We start from the raw sequence: 20,367 nt of genomic DNA, 5'->3' as shown, positions 1-20,367 counted from the left end.
GCAGCGGATCTCGGGCAGATAGGCCGTTGGAGGTGAGTCAGTGACCCGCCTCATGACCCGATGATATGCTGGTCAGACCATTCTGCCAATGACGGTTTGCGGCGAGGGAGAATCGATGACCGACAAGGTGCTCGCGGCGGTCCGGACCGCACCCGGCACGACCGAGATGCGCGAGTTCGACAGGCCGCGGATCGACGCCGAGTCTGCTCTGCTCGAGGTGGAGGTCGCCGGCATCTGCGGCACGGACGTCAAGCTCTACTCCACCCCGCCGACCAGCCCCGCGACTCAGGGGGAGGTCATCATGGGCCACGAGAACGTCGGCGTGATCGCCGAGGCCGGCGAGAGGTTCAAGGAGCGCCACGGCCTGCAGGAGGGCGACCGCGTCTTCGTCGAGCATTACGTCGCGTGCTTCAACTGCGAATGGTGCCGCATCGGCGAGTACCGCCACTGCGAGGCCACCGACTGGCGCACGAACCCGGACGCGCGCCGCTTCGGCTACACCTCGACCGGCTTCGAGGGGACCCTGTGGGGCGGCTTCTCGGAGTACATGTACCTGCCCTGGAACGCTGTCCTCCACAAGATCCCGGACAGCATCACCGCCGAAGAGGCCGGCCTGGTGATGCCGCTGTCCAACGGCATCGAGTGGGCGCTGCTCACCGCCGGCGTCGGCTACAACGACACCGTCTTGATCCAGGGCCCCGGTCAGCAGGGCCTCGCCCAGCTCGTCGCCGCCAAGACGGCCGGTGCCGCCCAGGTCATCGTCTCCGGCACCACGCGCGACAAGGCTCGCTTCGAGCTGGCCATGGAGCTCGGCGCCGACGCCGTCATCGACGTGATGACCGAGGACCCGCGGGAGAAGGTCATGGACCTCACCGGCGGTCGCGGTCTCGACCATGTGCTCGACTGCACTTCACGCGCGGGCACGGCTCCCGTGCTGCTCGGCGTCGACGTGCTCAAGCGACGTGGGGGCACCTTGCTCATCCAGGGTGAGCTCGCGGCGTTCCCCGACTTTCCGGTCAAGAAGATCACCGAGAAGGCGATCACGATCAAGTCCGCGCGCGGCCACTCGTTCAACGCGTGCGAGCTCGCCGTCGCGCAGCTGGCCTCCCACCGCTTCCCCCTGGAGAAGCTGGCCACGCACCGCTACGGCATCGATCAGGTCGACCACGCCATCCGGGTGCTCGCCGGCGAGACCGACGAGGACGCCATCCACGTCTCGATGATGCCCGCCCTGATCGGCCAGCCCGGCGGAGCCGTCCGTTGAGCGGCCTCATCGTCACCAACCCGCCCCGCGCCGACCGCGCGGTGGCGGACGCGCTGGGCGGCTTCGGCGTCGCCACGGTGCACGAGGCGCAGGGTCGCTCCGGCCTGCTCGGCTCGCACATCAATCCGGTCCAGCGGGGGGTCCGCATCTCCGGCAACGCGGTCACCGCGACGGTCGCTCCTGGTGACAACACGATGATCGGGGTCGCCGTCGAGCAGTGCGGCGAAGGCGACGTCCTCGTCGTCTCGCCGACGGCTCCCTGCGACATGGGCTACTTCGGAGACCTGCTCGCCACCTCGCTCAAGGCGCGAGGAGTACGTGGGCTGATCATCGAGGCCGGCGTCCGCGACGTGGCGGACCTCAACAAGATGGGCTTCCCGGTGTGGTCCAAGGCGGTCTCCGCCGAGGGCACCGTCAAGGGGACGCTCGGTGACGTCAACGTCCCCATCAGCATCGCCGGACGGATCGTCTCGCCCGGTGACGTGATCGTCGCCGACGACGACGGAGTCGTGGTCGTCGCCCGGCTCCGGGCTGCGGAGGTCCTCGCCGCATCCCATGCGCGCGAGGAGAAGGAGGCGCTCGCGCGGTCACGGTACGAGGCCGGTGAGATCGCGCTCGACGTCAACAACATGCGCCCGCTGCTCAAGAGGGCCGGTGCGCGCTACGTCGACTACGCCGACTGGGTCAAGGAGACCGACTCTTGATCATCGACATCCACGGGCACTACACGACCGCGCCCGGCCAGCTCCAGGCGTTCCGCGACGCCCAGCTGGCAGCCCTGGCATCCGGTGGCGTCTCTCCGCTGATGTCGCCGATCAGCGACGACGAGCTGCGCGAGAGCGTCGAGGCCAACCAGCTCCGGGTGCTGCGAGAGCGGGGCGGCGACGTCATGATCTTCTCGCCGAAGGCGTCCGGCATGGAGCACCACGTAGCCGATGCCGACACCGCCACCGCATGGGCGCGCGCGTCCAACGACCTGGTGCACCGCATCGCCGAGCTCTACCCGACGACGTTCGCGCCGGTGGCCCAGCTGCCGCAGACGCCGGCGGGCAACATCGACGGCGTCGTCACCGAGATCCGCCGCACCGTCGACGAGCTCGGCTTCGTGGGGGTCAACCTCAACCCCGACCCCTCGGGCACCTGGGCCGGCAAGCCGATCACCGATGAGTCGTGGTTCCCTGTGTACGAGGTGCTCGAGGAGCTCGACGCTCCGGCGATGGTCCACGTCTCCACGGCGTGCAACCCCAACTTCCACACGCTGGGTGCGCATTACCTCAACGCCGACGTCAGTGTCTTCGTGCAGCTGCTCCAGTCCGACCTCTTCGAGCGGTTCCCGGCGCTACGCCTGGTCATCCCGCACGGTGGGGGCGCGGTGCCCTATCACTGGGGCCGCTTCCGCGGTCTGGCGATGCGCAACGGCTGGCAGGACCCCGCGGACCTGTGGCGCAACGTCTTCCTCGACACCGCCGTGTACCACCAGCCGGGCATCGACCTCCTGCTCGACGTCGTCCCGGCCGACAACGTGCTCTTCGCCTCGGAGATGCTGGGTGCGGTGCGAGGCGCCGACCCGGCGACCGGCATCGAGTGGGACGACACGTTGCGCTACCTCGAGGCGGCGTCGCTGAGTGATGCGGACCGCGCGAAGGTCATGAGTGAGAATGCGCTGCGGGTCTACCCGGGTCTGGCCGCGCGGCTGGGCCGCTGACCGCTGCCGACGAGGAGGAGCTGCCGATGCGACGCCATCCGGTGACGCTCGCCTGCGGCGACTACGACCGCACGCGCGCGCTGTGGGAGGGCTCGGTGCGTCCCGACGGCATCGACCTCACCTACCTGCGGCTGCCGGTGGAGGAGACCTTCTTCCGGATGGTGCGGCACCGCGAGTTCGACGTGGCCGAGATGTCGCTGTCCTCGTACTCGGCCGCGCTGAGCCGTGCTGTCGCGGCCGGTGAGCCGTCGCCGTTCGTGGCGATCCCGGTCTTCACCTCGCGGATGTTCCGGCACGGCGGGATCTTCGTCAACGCCGACAGCGGCATCGAGCAGCCCGGCGACCTGCGCGGCAAGCGGGTCGGCAACGCCGAGTTCCAGCTGACCGCGAACGTCTGGATCCGCGGCATCCTCGCCGACGAGCACGGCGTGCCGGTCGACTCGGTCAGCTACCTGACCGGTGGTCAGGAGACCCCCGGTCGGGTCGAGAAGGGCGCCATCGACGTGCCCTTCGACGTCCGTGCTATCCCGGCGGACCGCACGCTCGCCGAGATGCTGCACACCGGCGAAATCGACGCGTTCTACGGTCCGCGGATCCCGAGCTCGTTCTATGCCGACGACGGTCGGGTACGTCGCCTGTTCGCCGACCCCGTCGCGGCCGAGAAGGCGTACTACGCCCGCACCGGGATCTTCCCGATCATGCACGTGGTCGCCATCCGACGGGATGTCTACGAGGCGGACCGCTGGATCGCCCAGTCGCTCCACCAGGCGTTCACTCGGGCCAAGGGCCTGGCCTACGAGGCGTTCCTGGACTCCTCCGCGCTGCGTTTCATGTCGCCCTGGCTCATCCAGCACGCCGAGGCCGACCGGGCGCTGCTCGGCGACGACCTGTGGTCCTACGGGCTGGAGCCCAACCGGCACGTGCTCGAGTCGTTCCTCGGCCATCACCACGCCCAGGGCCTCTCGCCGAAGCTGTTGCGGCCGGAGGACCTGTTCGCCCCGGAGACCCTGGAGAGCTTCGTCATCTGAGGGTGACGGTTGCCGCTCCCTACTATTTGGTCTAACCTTTGGACCATACCGCGACACGCTACCCCACGGGAGGCTCACTGATGTCCGATGACGAGACGACGGCGAAGGTCTGGCGGGAGCCGACGGGGCACGCTCGGGCCGGGTTCGGCGACTTCAAGAAGCAGCCGACGCCGTACGACTCGTTCATGGAGTCCGAAGGCGTTCCGGTGTGGCGTGGGCTCGGTGTTCGCACTGTCCTCGACCTGCCGCTGCAGGACTGGGAGCGCAAGGGCGGCCGCGGCAGCTACATCCAGACCTACGGCACCGAGACCAAGTGGGGCCACTTCGTCGTCGAGGTCCCCGCCGGCGGCGCGCTCAACCCCGAGAAGCACATGTTCGAGGAGATCTACCTCGCCGTCGAGGGGCGGGGCACCTGCGAGGTCTGGCAGGAGGGAGACGTCAACAAGCACGTCTTCGAGTGGCAGAAGGGCTCGATGTTCTCGATCCCGATGAACGCCTGGTTCCGGATCGTCAACGCGACCTCGAAGCCCGCCGTGCTGATGGCCGGCAACACCGCCCCCAACGTGCTGAACCAGCTCAACAACGTCGAGGCCGTCTTCAACAACGACTTCATCTTCCGTGACCGCTTCAGCGGTGCCGACGACTTCTACAAGTACCGCGAGGAAGTCGAGCCGGACCCTGTCCGCGGCCTCGCCATGCGGCGTACCAACTTCATCCCCGACGTCGTCAACTGCGACCTGCCCCTGGACAACCGTCGGTCGCCCGGCTACCGCCGGGTCGAGCCGATGATGACCAACAACCAGTTCTACTACTGGATCGCCCAGCACGAGAACGGCCGCTACTCGAAGGCCCACGCGCACACCTCCGCGGCGATCCTGATCTGCCTCAAGGGGAAGGGCTACACGCACACCTGGCCCGAGCACCTCGGCCCAACCCCGTGGGCCGACGGCAACGGCGACCAGGTCCAGCGCCTGGACTACGAGCAGTTCGGCTTTATCACCGCCGCTCCGGGCGGTCAGCGCTGGTACCACCAGCACTTCTCGGTCTCAAAGGAGCCGTTCCGCCTCAGCGCCTGGTTCGGTCCGCACAACCCGGGTCGCGACCCGGGCGCGCCCGGCAGCAAGCACACCGACTACACGGCCCGGGAGCTGCACGAGGGCGGCACCGCGATCGCGTACTGGCAGGAGGACCCGCACGTCCGCGAGGAGTACGAGGCGCTCCTGAAGGAGAACGGCGTCGAGCTGCGGATGGACCCGACCTGGTACGAGAAGCCCGCCGGGATCGAGTGGGACTACGAGAAGCGGCAGATGGCCGATGGGATTCAGTGACCCGGCCGAGTCCACGCCGCTCGACCACGCCGGCGGCCGGATCTTCACCAGCAGCGGCCGCAGCCTGATCCTGGAGGACGACCAGGTCCGCCTCGTCAGCGTCGGCGTCGACATCGGCTCGTCCACGACGCACATGGTGCTGTCGCAGATCGTGCTGGAGCGACGGGACAACCGCTACCAGGTCATCTCGCGCGAGGTGACCCACGAGTCGGCGGTCCTGCTCACGCCCTACAGCACGGGCGACGCCGGAGGGGACACCCTCGACGGTGACGCCCTCCGGGAGTTCTTCGACCAGCAGTACGCCCTGGCGGGCGTGCAGCCGGAGCAGATCGACACCGGCGCGCTGATCATGACCGGCGTCGCGGTGCGGCGTACCAACTCGCGCGTCATCGCCGACGTGTTCTCGCAGCTCGCCGGCAAGTTCGTCTCGGTGAGCGCAGGCGACGCGCTGGAGACGCAGCTCTCGGCCTTCGGGTCCGGTGCCGTGAAGAGATCCGAGCGCAACGGCAACCGCACGATGAACATCGACATCGGTGGTGGCACGTCGAAGATCGCCGTGTGCCACGACGGCGAGGTCGAGGCACTCACCGCGATCGACGTCGGGGCGCGCATCGTCGCGTTCGACGCGGAAGGCAGGGTCACCCGGATCGAGGAGGCGGGCCGCCGTCTCGCAGCCGAGGCCGACCTCGCCCTGGCGATCGGCGAGGTCCCCGACCGCGACGGTCTGTCGCGGCTCGTCGATGTGATGGCCGACCACCTGTACGCCGCCATGCAGAGCGGTACGCCGGCCGCGGCGACGGCCGACCTGCTGCGCCTGGACCCGCTTCCGGCCGGTCCGGACCCGGACGCGATCTCGTTCTCGGGCGGTGTCGCGGAGTACGTCTACGGGCGCGACACCAGCGACCACGGCGACCTCGGCCCCCGACTGGCCGAGGCGATCCGCCGGCGTGTGGACGGCTGGGGCCCGGAGCTGCAGGCCGCCGAGCAGGGCATCCGTGCCACCGTCGTCGGCGCCTCGCAGTACACCGTGCAGGTGAGCGGCACCACGATCTTCGTGGAGCCCACCTCGCTGCTGCCGCTGCGCAACGTCCCGGTGCTCACGCCGCAGTTGCCGCTGAGCGCGGACGAGCTGGACGCCGACCTCATCGCGGCGACGGTCCGCGACGAGCTCAAGCACTTCGACGCGATGCCGAAGGACCAACCGGTCGCCCTGTGCTACCGCTGGGAGGGGTCGGCCACCTTCGGGCGGCTCGACGCCTTCTGCCGCGGTGTCGTCGCCGGCATGGCCGAGTGGACGGCCGACGGCCAGCCGCTGGTGCTGGTCGGCGACGGCGACGTCGGCGGACTGATCGGCATCCACCTCGACGAGGAGCTCGACCTGCCCGTCCCGGTGGTCTCCATCGACGGGCTCAGGCTGCAGGCGTTCGACTTCGTCGACATCGGCGCGCTGCTGGCTGCCACCGGTGCCGTCCCGGTGGTGATCAAGTCGCTGGTGTTCCCGACCACCGCGGCGCTGGGTCGTAACGCAGCCTCGAGCGAGGACCGCCCGTCGCTCGCAGGCGCGCACTGACGCCAGCCCGCGTCACGTACACACCCGAATCCACTTCACCGCCCAAGGAGGTCATGGCTCACATGACGACTGCATCCGCCCCCCGGCCGCACGAGGTCGAGCAGGCCCCGTCCCAGCCGGGCTACCTGGTCGACCCGTACAAGGACTGGGCCGAGGGCGAGGGCATCCCGATCCACCTCGACTTCGGTCACGACCTGCTGACCCTGGAGACCGGACTCTGGGAGCGCTACGGCGCCAAGGGCTGCTTCGCGCACACCAAGGGCATGGGTGACTTCATGGCCAACTACGTCCTGGAGATCGAGCCCCGCAAGAACACCGAGGTCGTGCGCCACCTGTACGAAGCGTTCTTCTTCGTCCTCGCCGGCCACGGATCGGTCGTCGTCCGGCTGCCCGGCGGCGCCCAGCGGACGTTCGAGTTCGGCCCGAAGGCGCTCTTCGCGATCCCGCTCAACTGCCGGTACCAGATCTTCAACGGCTCGGGCTCGGAGCCGGTGCGCCTCTCGGTCACCAACGACGCCCCGCTGACGATCAACCTCTACCACGACCTCGACTTCGTGTTCGACAACCAGCACGACTTCGTCGGCCGCGTCGGTGACCCGAAGTACTTCGACGGCGAGGGCAAGCTCGACACCTTCAACAAGGACTCGGTGAAGGTCCAGAACATCTGGGAGACGAACTTCGTCAACGACCTCACCAGCTTCAAGCTCTACGAGTTCGAGGGCCGCGGCAAGGGCTCCATGAACGTCAACTTCGTGCTCGCGGACGGGACCATGCACTCCCACGTCTCGCAGATGCCGGTCGGTCGCTACAAGAAGGCCCACCGCCACGCCGCCGGAACCCACGTGCACGCGGTCGACGGCTCCGGCTACTCACTGCTCTGGTACGACGGCGACTCCGACTTCGTCGAGCTGCCGTGGCGCCACGGCATCATGTACACCCCGCCGTTCTGGATGTTCCACCAGCACTTCAACACCGGCGACCAGCCGGCCCGCTACGTCGCGATGAGCCTGGGCAGCCGGCGCTACCCGTTCATCTCGCTGCGTCGCAAGAGCGCGGAGGGCCAGGGCGCGGTCTCGGTCTCCAAGGGCGGCCGTCAGATCGAGTACGAAGAGCAGGACAACCGGATCCACCGCAAGTTCCTGGAGGAGTGCGCCAAGACCGGTGTGCCCTCGCAGATGGGCGACGTCTTCGACGAGCCGGCGATCCTGGCGATCCCGGAGTCGGAACTGACCGGCGTCATCCGCAACCCACAGTTCGACGGTCCGGCGGTCTGAACGGTGCACGACCTGGACTTCGACCACTACCACGACCTCGGGATCACCGAGGACGAGGCCGCGGCCATCAAGCAGCTCATCGAGGAGCAGGACACCCTCGAGCTGGTGACCGTCGGCATCGACATCGGCTCCTCGACATCCCACCTGCTCTTCGCGAAGGTGGTGCTGCGACGGCGCAGCACCGACCTGTCGAGCAGGTTCGAGGTGGTCGACCGCCAGGTCGTGTCGACCTCGCCGATCATCCACACCCCGTTCCGGGCGGACGGGATGATCGACGCGCACGAGCTGTCCCACTTCATCGCCGACGCCTACGCGGCGGCCGGGTTCACCGCGAAGGACATCGACAGCGGCGCGGTCATCCTCACCGGTGAGGCGATCAAGCGGCCCAACGCCCGCGCGATCGACGAGCTCTTCGCCAGCCAGTCCGGCAAGTTCGTCTGCGCCAGTGCCGGCCACGAGCTGGAGAGCCTGCTCGCCGCGCACGGCTCGGGAGCCACCCGGCTCTCGGGCCAGCGCGGCGGGGCCAGCCTCCACGTCGACATCGGCGGCGGCACCACCAAGCTGGCGCTGCTCGACGGCGGGGAGGTGCTCGACGTCGCCGCGTACGCGGTGGGCGGCCGCCTGCTCGCCCAGGACGCCGACGGAGGCTGGACCAGGATCGACGACTCGGCGCTGCTGGTCGCCGAGGACCTGGGCATCGAGCTGACCCCGGCCACGGCGGCCGACCCGGCGGTCCGCCGGCGGATCTGCGAGCGGCTCGCCGAGGTCTCCGTCGACGAGATCCTCGGGGAGGAGCCGACAGCGCTCGGCAAGGCGCTGCGGCTGACCCGTCCGCTGGAGCGCAGCCTCGCACCGGCCTACCTGACCTTCTCCGGAGGTGTCTCCGAGTACATCTTCGGCTCCGAGGCGGGCGACTACGGCGACATCGCCCGCGACCTCGCCGGAGAGATCGTCAAGCAGCTGGGCGAGCGGGCCGACATCCCCGCGATCGACGCCGGCCAGCGGATCCGTGCCACCGTCATCGGTGCGTCGCAGTACACGGTGCAGGTCAGCGGCAAGACGATCCACATCAGCGACCAGTCGGTGCTGCCGGTGCACAACCTGCCGGTGGTCCATCTCGGCCTCATCGACGCAGCGACCGTCGACCGTGAGCACGTCGCAGCCGCGATCCGGCGCGGCGCCGAGATCCGCGGCGCGGACCTGGCCCTGCCGGTCGCTCTCGGCTTCGGCTGGACCGGCCTTCCGGCGTACGCCGCACTCGAGGAGCTGGCGGTCGGGATCGCCGCCGGCGCCGGCGCCTCCGAGGAGCCCCTGACCCTCGTGATCGACGGCGACGTCGGCCAGCTGGTCGGCCGCATCCTCGGCATCGACGTGGGACTGGACCGCCGGGTCGTCTCGGTGGACGGCGTCGAGCTCAACGACCTCGACTTCATCGACATCGGAGAGGTGTTGACTCCGCCGGGCGTCGTGCCGGTGGTCATCAAGTCGCTCCTCTTCTCGTGACCGGAAGCACCGGATGAACCTCGCGGAGGTGCTGCGCAACCGCTCCTTCGTCACCTACCTCCTCGGAGTAGTCCTCTCCCAGATCGGGACCCGCGGCGCGATGGCGGCGAGCCTCTACCAGGTCTACGACCTGACCGGGTCGTTGGCGACCACCGGCCTCGTCGGCGCCGCCGGGGGGATCGCGGTGATGGTGCTCAGCCCGGTCGGCGGGGCGCTCGCCGACCGGATGGACCGTCGCCGCCTGCTGCAGCTGTCGCAGGGCGCCGGCGGTCTGGTCGCGTTGGCCCTGGCGGTCCTCACCCTGACCGACCACGTGCAGGCGTGGCACGTCGTCCTGGCCTCCCTGCTGTCGATGGGGGCGACCACCTTCGACAACCCGACCCGGACGGCGCTGATCGGGTCGATGGTGCCGGCGCACCAGCTCCCGCAGGCCTTCGCGCTGGTCAACCCGTGTCGCGAGATCGCGGTCCTGGTCGGCCCGGGGCTCGCCGGCCTGATGATCGCCCTCGGCGGCCCGGGCCTCGTCCACGCCTTCGACTCGATGACCTACGCCGCGATGATCGGGCTGCTCGTCCTCGTCAGGGCGCCGACCGCGCATCTCGACCGGGAGCACAAGCCGATCTTCGGCGCGATCGTCGAAGGCGCGCGCTACGTCGTGCACCGGCCGATCATCCTGCTGCTGATGTCGCTCGACCTCTCCGCGATGGTCTTCGGGGCCTACCGGGTGCTGCTGCCGGCCCTCGCGCTCGACGTCCTCGAGGTCGGCCCGAAGGGGTACGGCGTGCTGGCGGCCGCGCCCTCGGCAGGTGCCCTGCTCGCGACCTACAGCATCGTCAGGGTGCTCGGCCGCTCGCGCACGCTCGGCCGCATCCTGCTGTTCGCCACGGGCGGCTTCGCGGTCGCGGGCCTGGTTCTCGCGCATTCGCACTGGTTCGCGCTGGCGATCCTCGCCGCACTCGGCCTCGGCGTCGCGGACGCCCTGGCGACCTCGATCCGACATGCCGCCGTGCAGATCGAGACCCCCGACGAGCTCCGCGGCCGGGTCTCGTCGATCTATCAGGTGTCCTCCCGCGGAGGTCCGGCCATGGGCGACGCACTCGTCGGCGCCCTCGCCGGGGCCCTCGGGCCGGCGCTCGCTCTCACGATCGGTGCCGGGATTACGCTGAGCTACGTCACCACCATGCTGGTCCGCGACAATCCGGTACGCCGCTACACCGGCCCGGACCGCTCGCTGGCAGAGGTCGGCTGACCGCTCGGCCCGACCCCCGGCAGAGCGCCCCCGCAGCGTCAGCGACCATGGGACGCGTGCGCACGATCGACGTGGACCTGGGTGCCGAGTCGGCGCACGTCCACCTCGACCTCGGCACTGAGCGCCGTCGGCGGCGAGTGGACTATCGCGCGGGCGGTCCCTGGGGGCTCACGCGCTGGGTGGACCCCTCCGACGGCGCGGCGTACGTCCTGTTCAGCGGTGCGCTCGGAGGGGCGGCCGACCTTCTCGGCGAGGCGGGCCGTCCCGACGACCTGACCCGGACGACGCTGACCGTCCGGGTCTCCGGCGACGTCCCGGGGCCGACTCCGGTCAGCGTCGTCCCTGCTGCGGGGAGTGTGCTGGCCGGACACCACCTCGGCTTCGCCGTGGGGCCGTGGCGCCACGAGGCGGCCGACGGCGTGGCCATCCACGCCCGCCGGTCCTGCGACGCGGCGTTGCGCACGCCGCTGGCCGAGACCCGGGCTGCGCTGGACTGGATGCTCGACTTCTTCGGAGGTGACGCGCCGTGGGGGAGCGAGTACGTCCAGGTGTTGGTGCCGGACGCGCCGTGGCTTGCCATGGAGCACCCGGGATGTGTGCTGCTCTCCGAGCGACTGCTGACGGCCGACCGGGCGCGACGGGTCGCCGCCCTGGCGCACGAGGCCGCCCACCAATGGCTCGGCAACCTGGTCGCGCCGGCATGCTGGGCCGACCTCGGCGTCTTCGAAGGGCTCGCCGAGCTGCTCGGGCAGCTCGCCTGCCGGGACCTTCTCGGCAGCGCCGCCGACGCCTACCTGGACCACCGGCGCCGGCCCGCCCGGCTGGCGAGAGTGCCCGGGGTCGACCCGCGGGGTCTGGCCGAGACGGCCGGGCTGGCCGAGGTCGCGGGCCCGACCCAGCACGCGGAGCTGTTCCGGGCGGCGCGACACGGCCTGGCCGCCGACGTCTTCCGAGGCAGGCTCAACGAGCTCGTGCGGACCAGGGCAGGACTCGCCACCAGTGCCGCCCAGGTCTGGGCCGCCCTCGGAACCGAACCCCGGGAGCCCGTGCAGGTGCGCCTGCCGGCGGCCGCCGGCACGGGGGGCGAGACGTGGACGCGGGAACTGCGCGGCCTGCGGCAGGTGGACCCCGCCACCGCCGTGGTGCGTGCCAGACGGGCCTTCCGGTCTGCACCGGCGGGCCAGGGACGCGTCGAGCACGCCCTCGCCGCTCTCGCGGACCCCTCCCTTCCGACCGCGGTGGCCGTCGGTCTGGCGGCGGAGTTAGCCGGTGCTGGGCAGGTCAGCCGCTGATTGGCACGATCCAAGGTGAAAAGAAGACCACTAAGGTCTAACCATTCGTCCGTATCCTGTGATATCCATCTCGTGCTGGACTAACCATCAGTCCTACGAGGTCGTCCCGGCCTTGCGGATCAGCTATGGGAGAAACAATGAAGAAGAAGGCCCTGATCATTCCGGTCGCGCTCCTGACGGCCGTCCTCAGCGCCTGCGGCAGCCCGACCGCGAGCTCGGCCGGCGACAGCAAACCGAAGGTCGACAACCACGCGAAGCAGGTCTTCGACAAGTTCAACGGAATGACCGGCGCCGAGCGCACCGACGCGCTCGTCAAGGCCGCCAAGGACGAGGGCACGCTCTCGCTCTACACCTCGAACACCGACATGGACGACATCGTCAAGGGCTTCACCGACAAGTACAAAATCGACGTCAACGTCTACCGCGGCAACTCGGAGTCCGTCCTCCAGCGCATCCTGCAGGAGTCGAAGGCGGGCTTCGCGGGCGCGGACCTCATCGAGACCAACTCCGGCGAGCTCAACATCATCGGCGACGAGGATCTCTTCTACCCCTACAAGAGCGAGTTCCGCGACGCGGTCCGCCCCGAGGGCCAGAAGGACGACTGGACCGCCGACCGCTTCAACGCCTTCACCATCGCCTACAACACCAGCATGGTGAAGGGCAAGGACGCCCCGACGTCTCTCGACCAGCTCGCCGACCCGAAGTGGAAGGGCAAGGTCTCGATGGAGGTCGGCGACATGGACTGGTTCTCGGCGATGTACGGCTACTACCTCCAGCAGGGCAAGAGCGAGCAGGAGGTGACCGACCTGTTCAAGGCGATCGCCTCGAACGCGAAGATCGTCAAGGGCCACACGGTCCAGGCCGAGCTGCTCTCCGCTGGTGAGTTCGCGGTCGGCACCTCCATGTACACGCACTCCGTCCAGAAGGGCACCGAGCAGGGGCGCCCGATCGCATGGCGCACCGCCGCCAACCCGCCGGCACAGCCGATCGTCATCCGCCCCAACGGTGCCGGCCTGCTCGGCACCGCCAAGCACCCGGCCGCCGCGCTGCTGTTCATGGACTACCTGCTCACCGACGGGCAGAAGGCCATCGCCGACGCCTACCGCATCGGCTCCGTGCCGACTGCCGACGACCCGCTGGCCGGCCTGAAGACCATCGAGGTCGACGAGGACGAGATGCTCCACAACGCGAAGAAGTGGGACGACCTCTACGCGAAGGTCCTCGAGGGCGGCAAGGTCACTAAAAAGTGATCCCGCTGAGCCTCTCAGCGTGACCCGCTCAGCATGACCCTTGCGCCCCGGCTCGGTCCCCGACGAGCCGGGGCGCACCCATGCGCGCCCCCGTCGGGTGCCCGCCCGAAGGAGCCCCTCGCGTGACACGGCCTCAGGTCCGACTCCGGTTCCAGGCCGACGGCGCATGGGTCGGCGCGGCCAACGCCGGCTTCTCGTTCGCGCTCGGTGCCGCCTCTGTCGCGTTGCCGCTGCAGGCGGTCGCCGCCGGCTACGGGCCGGTCGAGGTCGGTGTGCTCACCGCCATCTCGGCGATCTCCCAGATGACCGGCCGCATGTCACTGGGCCGCCTGATGCGCGTGATGCCCGACTGGGTCATCATCGCGATCGCGTGCGTGGTGCTCGCGATCTCGAGCACGATGGTGGTGATCAGCAGCGCGCTGGCGCCCTTCGTCATCGCCCAGCTCCTGCAGGGCGTGGCTCGGGCGTACTTCTGGACCGGTTCGCAGACCCATGTGGTGCGCGGCGAGGGCTCGTCGGTCAAGGCCCTCGCGTCGGTCAACCTGATCGGCAACCTGGGCCTTCTCGCCGGTCCCGTGATCGCCGGTCTCCTCATCGGTGAGGACGCCCATACGGCGCTCCTTGTCGCGGCGGCGGCTGCGATCGTCTCGCTCATCCCCACCGCGCGCCTGGACCGGCTCCCGCCGTTCCGGAAGGTCCAGAACCGGCCGCCCGGACGTCTGTGGGCCAGGGCCGGCGTCTGGGAGGGGTGCTACGCAGGCGTCACCGCCGGTGCCTGGCGCGGTCTGCTGGGCTCCTACGTCCCCATCGCGCTCGTCCGCGCGGGGCATCTCTCGGCGACCGTGGGCATCCTCGTCGCGGTCGCCAACGCGACCGCGATCCTCGGATCGTGGCTGGTGCGGCACGTCGACGGCGATGCACGTGCCCGGCGGATCATGCGCGCGGGTACGCCGGTCACCGGTGCGGCGATGGCCGTGATGGGTCTCGCCGCCGGGTCGAGCGTGCTCGCCGGCTTGGCTCTGGCGGCCTCCGGGATCGCCGCCGGAGCGCTCCAGACGCTCGGTCCGGCACTCGCCAGCGACTCGGTGCATCCGGAGGAACGTGGCGAGGCCATCGCGGCGACCGGCGTCTGGCGGGCGGCATCGCTCTTCGTCTCGCCCCTGGTCACCGCCGGTCTGGTCGCCGTGGCGCCGATCGGCGCCGCGATGGTCGTCACCGGGGCGCTGATCGCGGCGCCGATCGGGCAGTGGGTGCGACCGCGCGCCGCTTCGAGCTGAGCTGCGAGGACCCTCAGGCGCCCGCAGGCGGCATGTCGCGGACCAGGCCCGCCGTCCGCTCCAGATGCGTCGTCATGACCTTGATGGCGGCCTCGGTGTCGCGCGCCTCGATGGCGTCGACGAGAGCCGCGTGCTCGTCGGTCCCGCGCCGTCCCATGGCCGGCGCGACCAACTGCGCCTGGCGCAGCGAGAGCAGCATCGGCCCGTGGAAGCTCTGCACGAGCGTCTCGATGGCCGGGTTGTGGGTGCACACGGAGACGCCGACGTGGAACGCCGCCGACAGGTTCATGGTGTAGGCGTTGCGGTCGAGCGCCTCCTGACCCTCCTCGACCATCCGACGCAGCCTGGCGATGTCTGCCTCGGTGGCGCGCTCGACGACGAACGGCAGGATGCCCACCTCGATGATGGTGCGAGCCTCGGTGATGTGCGCCGGTGTCAGCGAGGACAGGCTCATCAGGTCGGCCAGCCCCTCGCCGAGGCGCTCGCGGGTGGGGGAGGAGACGAAAGCGCCACCGCGCGCGCCGACCCGGATCTCGATGAGGCCGCTGGCCTCCAGGACTCGCAGCGCCTCGCGCACGGTGACCCGGCTGACGCCGAAGCGCTGGCAGAGGTCGCGCTCGCTGGGCAGGCGATCCCCGGTGGAGAGCTTGCCCTCGCGGACCAGGAGCTTGATCTGGTCGACGATGACCTGCGAGACCCGCTCGACGCTGACCGGCTTGAACAGGTCGGCACCCGTGTCGGTGGCGTCGGACATGGAAGACCTCGAGACGTAGGAGGGGCTGACTGTTGGACTAACGGTCAAACGTATAGCAAGCAGGGCCATTGTGCTCCCGGTGACACGCCCTTCCAACAAAAATCGCGGAGGGACGGCTGTCGTACCGTTCGCAGTGCGGCGGGGCCGAGAAGAAAACCCTGCTTGACGGGCTTCCCCTCGACTGATGTGATGTGCTACACATTGTGGTTAATGGTCTGACCGTTATTCCAGTGAGAGTCGGGCCGCCGCTTGGAGGAGCTTCGAATGTCACCCGCCCTCGTCCTCAGGGACATGCTGCTGTGTGAGGCGATGTGAGCATCGCCACCACCACGCCGGAGCAGGACCAGCGCGCCACCACTGACGCGGCGCCCGCCGTCTGGCGACGTCTCGTCCCCACCCCTAAGGTGCTGATCCTCGGTGTCGTCGCGCTGGTGGTCGCCTACCTGGCGATCGTGCCGCTGTGGTTCCTGATCCAGGGCACCTTCCTCGACCAGAACACGAGCGCGTTCACGTTGGACGGCTTCACGCGGGCGTACACCGATGACAAGGCCATCGAGATGATGCGGAACTCGATCTGGTTCGCCGTCGGGTCCGCTGTGCTCTCGTTGGTCGTCGGCACCGCGTTGGCGTTCTTGAACGTCCGCACCGACGTGCCGTTCAAGAGCCTCTTCTTCGCCGGCTCGATCGTGCCGCTCATCATCCCCGGCATCCTCTACAGCGTCGCGTGGATCTTCCTGGCCAGCCCCGACATCGGCCTGATCAACTACGTGCTGGAGCCGATCTTCGGCAAGGGCGTCCTCAACATCTACAGCGTCTGGGGCATGATCTGGGTCGAAGGTCTCCACCTCTCGCCGATCACCTTCCTCTTCATGGTGGCCGCGTTCCGCGCCCAGGACCCCTCGCTCGAGGAGTCGGCGCTGATGTCGGGCGCCTCCCGCTGGACGGTGATCCGCCGCATCACCGTGCCGCTGCTGCGCCCGGCCATCGCGGCGAGCGTCCTGATCATGACGGTCCGCGCCCTCGAGAGCTTCGAGGTCCCGGCGCTGCTCGGCCTGCAGAACGGCATCTACGTCTTCACCAGCAAGATCTACTTCATGCTGCGGACCTACCCGCAGGACTTCAACGGCGCCGGAGCGTTGGCGCTGGGCCTCTTCGCGATCGCCGCGCTCGGCATGCTCGTGGAGCATCTGATGAGCAAGGGCGCCAAGGCCTATCAGACGGTGACCGGCAAGGGCTTCCGCCCGCGCCCGATCGAGCTGGGCAAGTGGCGCCCCCTGGCCGGCGCCGCCATCATCGGCTACTTCGTCCTCACGGTCATCCTGCCGCTGCTGCTGCTCGTCTACACCTCGCTGCTGCCCTACTACCAGAAGCCGTCGGGCAAGGCGTTCAAGTCGATGACCCTGGACAACTACACCGCGCTGCTGGACATGTCCAAGGCCACGACCGCGCTGAAGAACTCGCTGTTCCTCGGGGCCGCCGCGGCGACCCTGGTCATGATCCTCATGGCCGTCGCCGCCTGGATCGTGGTCCGCTCCGGCATCCGTGGGCGCAAGCTCCTCGACCTGCTCTCCTTTGCGCCACTGGTCATCCCGGGCCTGGTCCTCGGTCTCTCCCTCCAATTCGTCTACCTGCGGAGCCCGATCGCCATCTACGGCACCATCTGGATCCTGCTGGTCGCCTACTGCACCCGCTACCTGCCCTACGGCATGCGGTATGCCGTCACCTCGATGCAGCAGATCTCCGCCGAGCTGGAGGAGTCGGCCGCCGTGAGCGGGGCGACCTGGTGGCAGGTCTTCCGTCGCGTGCTGCTGCCCTTGCTGATGCCGGGCCTGCTCGCCGGCTGGATCTACATCTTCGTGGTGTCGTTCCGCGAGCTGTCGAGCTCCATCCTGCTCTACAGCTCGGGCAACGAGGTCCTCTCGATCCTGATCTGGGAGCAGTTCGAGAACGGCAAGTTCACCGTCCTGGCCGCGCTCGGCGTGGTGATGATCGCCGTGCTCATGGTGCTCGTCTCCATCGCCTACAAGCTCGGGGCCAAGGTCGGCCTCCAGCAGGACTGACCCCGCGAGACTTCGAAGAAAGAGATAAGGACCATCGCCATGCTGGAGATCAGCAACCTCATCAAGTCCTACCCTGGTGAGAAGGCCAAGAAGAGCGGCTCGCAGGGTGCCCGGGTCTTCGCCATCAACAACGTCAACCTGCAGGTGCAGCAGGGTGAGATGTTCACCCTGCTCGGCCCGTCGGGTTGTGGCAAGACCACCACACTGCGCTCGATCGCAGGGCTGGAGCACCCCGACTCCGGCCACATCTCGGTCAAGGGGCGGACCCTGTTCCAGGCCGGCAAGGGCGCCAGGACGGTGAACGTCGCCGCCAACCGCCGCGGCCTCGGGATGGTGTTCCAGTCCTACGCGATCTGGCCGCACATGAGCGTCTTCGACAACGTCGCCTTCCCGCTGCAGGTCAAGCCCCGGAGCGAGCGTCCGGGCAAGGCCGACATCGAGCAGCGCGTCCACCGGGTGCTCGAGGTCATGGAGCTGCGCCAGTACGCCGACCGCCAGGCCACCAAGCTCTCCGGTGGTCAGCAGCAGCGTCTCGCGCTGGCCCGCGCCCTCGTCATCGAGCCGGAGCTGCTCCTGCTCGACGAGCCGCTGTCCAACCTCGACGCCAAGCTGCGCGAGTCGCTGCGCTACGAGCTCAAGCGCCTCCAGCGCGAGCTCGGCATCACCTCCATCTACGTGACCCACGACCAGATCGAGGCGCTCTCGCTCTCCTCGAACATCGCCGTGATGCGTGCCGGCGAGGTCGTGCAGCTGGGCAGGCCGCGCGACATCTACGAGAACCCGACCAGCAAGTTCGTGGCCGAGTTCATCGGCAGCTCGAACTTCATCCACGGTGACGTCGTCAACCGGACCGGTGACAACTACGTGGTCGACACCGCCGCAGGACAGCTCCACCTCGCCTCCAGCGCGGAGGTTCCCACGGGCAGGGAGGTCTCCGTCTCCATCCGTCCGGAGACGGTCGACCTCACCACGCAGCGGCCGGCCGACCTGCAGAACGTCCTCGAGGGCACGGTCGGCACCCGTGCGTTCCTCGGTGACGCGGTCGACCACCTGGTCAACGTCGGCAATCTCGAGATCCGGGTGCGGTCGCTGCCCAACCTCTCCATCGAGGCCGGCACCAAGGTGTTCGTCAAGCTGCCCGCCGACAAGCTCGCGCTCGTCCCGATCGGCTGATCAGGCGTTGTCGCGACGGCGACCCGCCGCCCGTACTCCTGCTCGGCGGCGGGTCGCACTCGCTTGCGGTGCACGAGCCAACCGGACGCGGGTGAGGAGAGAGCTCGCCTGAGCGAGGAGCCCACTCCTCGCCCGCCTTCGAAGGCGGCGGATCCGCTCAGATCCACTCGGCGGGGATCACGCCCCGCGCGGCAGCGACCTGGGCGTAGTACTTCCACAGCTTCTCGACGTGCTTCGGCCGGTCGAACGTCTCCAGGAAGTGGTCCAGCTCGGCCTGGGTCAGCGGCTCGACCGCGCCGAGCTGGGTGGCAAGGGTGAGCGCTCCGGCGTTCTCGGCCAGGTGCACCGCGTCGGTGAAGACCGCGCGGACGCTCTCGGCGACCAGCACCTGTCCATGGCCGCGCAGCAGCAGGGCGTCCCGGCCGTCGAGGGTCGCCACGACCTGCTCGCCCTTGGCGGGGTCGTCGATGTGCGAGGAGTCGTGGTGCACCGGGATGCCGCCGACCCAGCGGGCGAAGTGGTTCTTGACCGGGACCAGCGGACAGGTCGGCACCGCCGCGAAGATCGTGGTCGGGTCGTGATGGAAGTGGGCGACCGGCTGCGTCTCCGGGCGCGCACGGTAGATCTCGGCGTGGATGAAGAGCTCCGAGGGCGGCTTGCCGTCGCTCTCCAGCACGTTGCCGTCGTAGTCCAGAACGAGCAGGCGGGCGGGGTCGAGCGAGCAGCCGGCTGCAGGCGGCGATGCCGCGGCGCAGCGAGGCCTCCGTCGGGTCTGGTTCAGTCATCCAGTCCCGCCTCGCGTGCCGCGACCGTCTGGCCGAGGTAGACGCACGACTCCTCGCCGAGCAATCGAACGACCTCGCCCTGGGTGATCGGCTTGACCAGTTGGTCGGTCAGGGCGGCCATCGGCAGAATCAGGTCGCCGTCCTGGGCGAGATCCAGGACGAGGTCTATGTCATTCTCGTGCCAGGTGAACCGGTAGCGGTCGAAGTTGCGCAGGGTGCCATTGTCGCCGGGTGACTTCAGCAGTACCTCGCGCATCTTCTCGGCGTCCACCCCGTAGCGCTTGGCCAGCGCCAGGGCCTCGACGTTGGAGGCCGAGTGAACCCAGTGGAGGTAGTTGTTGCACGCCTTCGCGATCTGACCAGCGCCCAGCGCTCCGACGTGCTCGGCGTCCTTGCTGTAGCCCATGACGACCGGGCCCGCTCGACGTCGGCCTCAGTGCCGCCGAGCAACGACACAAGCGTCCCGTTGTTGGCGTTGGTTCCGCCGAAGACGACCGGGGCACCGACCACACTCGCCCCGGCGGCGTGGAACAGCCGATCCACGGTCGACATCACGCCAGGCTGTAAGTGCCGGTGACCACCAAGAGCTGACCGGCCCGAGCGTACGCCGCACAGGTCGTGCACCAACGCCACCATCGACTCATCGGTGGGAAGGCACGCCAGCACGACGTCGCACGCGGCCATCAGCGCCTCGAGCGATCCGGCGGACGTGACGCCGACCTCGGCGGCGGTGAGCACTCGTTCCGGCGCCAGGTCGAAGCCGACGACGTCCTGCCCGCGCAGGACCATGTTCTCGACATCGGCAGCCCCATGGCGCCGAGTCCGATCATTCCGACACTCATCCTCTTTCTTTTT

General features: G+C 69.1%; 17 protein-coding genes and 1 pseudogene. 14 read left to right on the top strand and 4 right to left on the bottom strand.

Annotation, left to right across the window (positions count from 1 at the left end; genetic code table 11):
- Window positions 1-115 precede the first annotated feature (115 nt).
- The 12 genes from ACGF4F_RS34555 (at window position 116) to ACGF4F_RS34500 (ending at window position 14,740) form a co-directional block, all read left to right on the top strand.
- Complete coding sequence (locus ACGF4F_RS34555; protein WP_357112278.1) at window positions 116-1,264, top strand: alcohol dehydrogenase catalytic domain-containing protein; 1,149 nt, start codon at window positions 116-118, stop codon at window positions 1,262-1,264.
- The gene (locus ACGF4F_RS34550) at window positions 1,261-1,968 is read left to right on the top strand and encodes a 4-carboxy-4-hydroxy-2-oxoadipate aldolase/oxaloacetate decarboxylase (RefSeq protein ID WP_357444204.1); all 708 of its coding nucleotides are present in this window, start codon (window positions 1,261-1,263) and stop codon (window positions 1,966-1,968) included. Before ACGF4F_RS34555 ends, ACGF4F_RS34550 begins: the two co-directional genes overlap by 4 nt.
- Complete coding sequence (locus tag ACGF4F_RS34545) at window positions 1,965-2,969, top strand: amidohydrolase family protein (RefSeq protein WP_357444206.1); 1,005 nt, start codon at window positions 1,965-1,967, stop codon at window positions 2,967-2,969. Before ACGF4F_RS34550 ends, ACGF4F_RS34545 begins: the two co-directional genes overlap by 4 nt.
- 26 nt (window positions 2,970-2,995) lie before the next feature.
- Window positions 2,996-3,997 (top strand): ABC transporter substrate-binding protein, encoded by a 1,002-nt coding sequence (locus ACGF4F_RS34540; protein ID WP_393084355.1) that lies wholly within the window; start codon window positions 2,996-2,998, stop codon window positions 3,995-3,997.
- Between the two features lie 80 nt (window positions 3,998-4,077).
- Complete coding sequence (locus ACGF4F_RS34535; protein ID WP_357444209.1) at window positions 4,078-5,325, top strand: hypothetical protein; 1,248 nt, start codon at window positions 4,078-4,080, stop codon at window positions 5,323-5,325.
- Window positions 5,312-6,895: an ethanolamine ammonia-lyase reactivating factor EutA gene (locus tag ACGF4F_RS34530; RefSeq protein WP_357444211.1), complete on the top strand. Its 1,584-nt coding sequence runs from the start codon at window positions 5,312-5,314 to the stop codon at window positions 6,893-6,895. The genes ACGF4F_RS34535 and ACGF4F_RS34530 overlap by 14 nt, the downstream gene beginning before the upstream one ends.
- 62 nt (window positions 6,896-6,957) lie before the next feature.
- Window positions 6,958-8,169, top strand: a complete 1,212-nt coding sequence (locus ACGF4F_RS34525; RefSeq protein ID WP_357444213.1) for a hypothetical protein — start codon at window positions 6,958-6,960, stop codon at window positions 8,167-8,169.
- 3 nt (window positions 8,170-8,172) lie between these two features.
- On the top strand, window positions 8,173-9,672 hold the full coding sequence (locus ACGF4F_RS34520; RefSeq protein WP_357444215.1) for an ethanolamine ammonia-lyase reactivating factor EutA: 1,500 nt from the start codon (window positions 8,173-8,175) through the stop codon (window positions 9,670-9,672).
- A gap of 13 nt (window positions 9,673-9,685) precedes the next feature.
- Window positions 9,686-10,921: an MFS transporter gene (locus ACGF4F_RS34515; RefSeq protein ID WP_393084349.1), complete on the top strand. Its 1,236-nt coding sequence runs from the start codon at window positions 9,686-9,688 to the stop codon at window positions 10,919-10,921.
- 56 nt (window positions 10,922-10,977) lie between these two features.
- Entirely contained in the window at window positions 10,978-12,213 is a 1,236-nt protein-coding gene (locus tag ACGF4F_RS34510; protein ID WP_393084346.1) for a M1 family aminopeptidase, read from the top strand.
- Window positions 12,214-12,350: 137 nt separating this feature from the next.
- Window positions 12,351-13,463: an extracellular solute-binding protein gene (locus ACGF4F_RS34505; RefSeq protein ID WP_357444223.1), complete on the top strand. Its 1,113-nt coding sequence runs from the start codon at window positions 12,351-12,353 to the stop codon at window positions 13,461-13,463.
- A gap of 80 nt (window positions 13,464-13,543) precedes the next feature.
- Window positions 13,544-14,740: an MFS transporter gene (locus ACGF4F_RS34500; RefSeq protein WP_393084343.1), complete on the top strand. Its 1,197-nt coding sequence runs from the start codon at window positions 13,544-13,546 to the stop codon at window positions 14,738-14,740.
- A 13-nt stretch (window positions 14,741-14,753) separates the two neighbouring features.
- Here the strand turns inward: ACGF4F_RS34500 and ACGF4F_RS34495 are convergent, their stop codons facing one another.
- On the bottom strand, window positions 14,754-15,494 hold the full coding sequence (locus ACGF4F_RS34495; RefSeq protein WP_393084340.1) for a FadR/GntR family transcriptional regulator: 741 nt from the start codon (window positions 15,492-15,494) through the stop codon (window positions 14,754-14,756).
- A gap of 311 nt (window positions 15,495-15,805) precedes the next feature.
- On the opposite strand from ACGF4F_RS34495, the gene ACGF4F_RS34490 reads away from it, so the two are divergent.
- Window positions 15,806-17,554, top strand: a complete 1,749-nt coding sequence (locus tag ACGF4F_RS34490) for an ABC transporter permease (RefSeq protein ID WP_393084337.1) — start codon at window positions 15,806-15,808, stop codon at window positions 17,552-17,554.
- Between the two features lie 39 nt (window positions 17,555-17,593).
- Entirely contained in the window at window positions 17,594-18,727 is a 1,134-nt protein-coding gene (locus tag ACGF4F_RS34485; protein ID WP_393084334.1) for an ABC transporter ATP-binding protein, read from the top strand.
- 157 nt (window positions 18,728-18,884) lie between these two features.
- Here ACGF4F_RS34485 and ACGF4F_RS34480 read toward each other — a convergent pair whose 3' ends face one another.
- The 3 genes and pseudogenes from ACGF4F_RS34480 to ACGF4F_RS34470 all read right to left on the bottom strand — a co-directional run.
- Entirely contained in the window at window positions 18,885-19,508 is a 624-nt protein-coding gene (locus tag ACGF4F_RS34480; RefSeq protein ID WP_393084390.1) for a class II aldolase/adducin family protein, read from the bottom strand.
- Window positions 19,505-19,918, bottom strand: a complete 414-nt coding sequence (locus ACGF4F_RS34475) for an NAD-binding protein (RefSeq protein ID WP_393084331.1) — start codon at window positions 19,916-19,918, stop codon at window positions 19,505-19,507. Before ACGF4F_RS34475 ends, ACGF4F_RS34480 begins: the two co-directional genes overlap by 4 nt.
- Window positions 19,919-19,935: 17 nt before the next feature.
- Window positions 19,936-20,301, bottom strand: a pseudogene (locus ACGF4F_RS34470) (NAD(P)-binding domain-containing protein); the annotation flags it as partial.
- Window positions 20,302-20,367: the final 66 nt, after the last annotated feature.

Origin of the sequence: Micromonospora sp. NPDC047740 (assembly GCF_043204735.1) — a bacterium.
Taxonomy (GTDB): Bacteria; Actinomycetota; Actinomycetes; order Mycobacteriales; family Micromonosporaceae; genus Micromonospora.
This window is presented reverse-complemented; position numbering and strand designations above follow the sequence as displayed.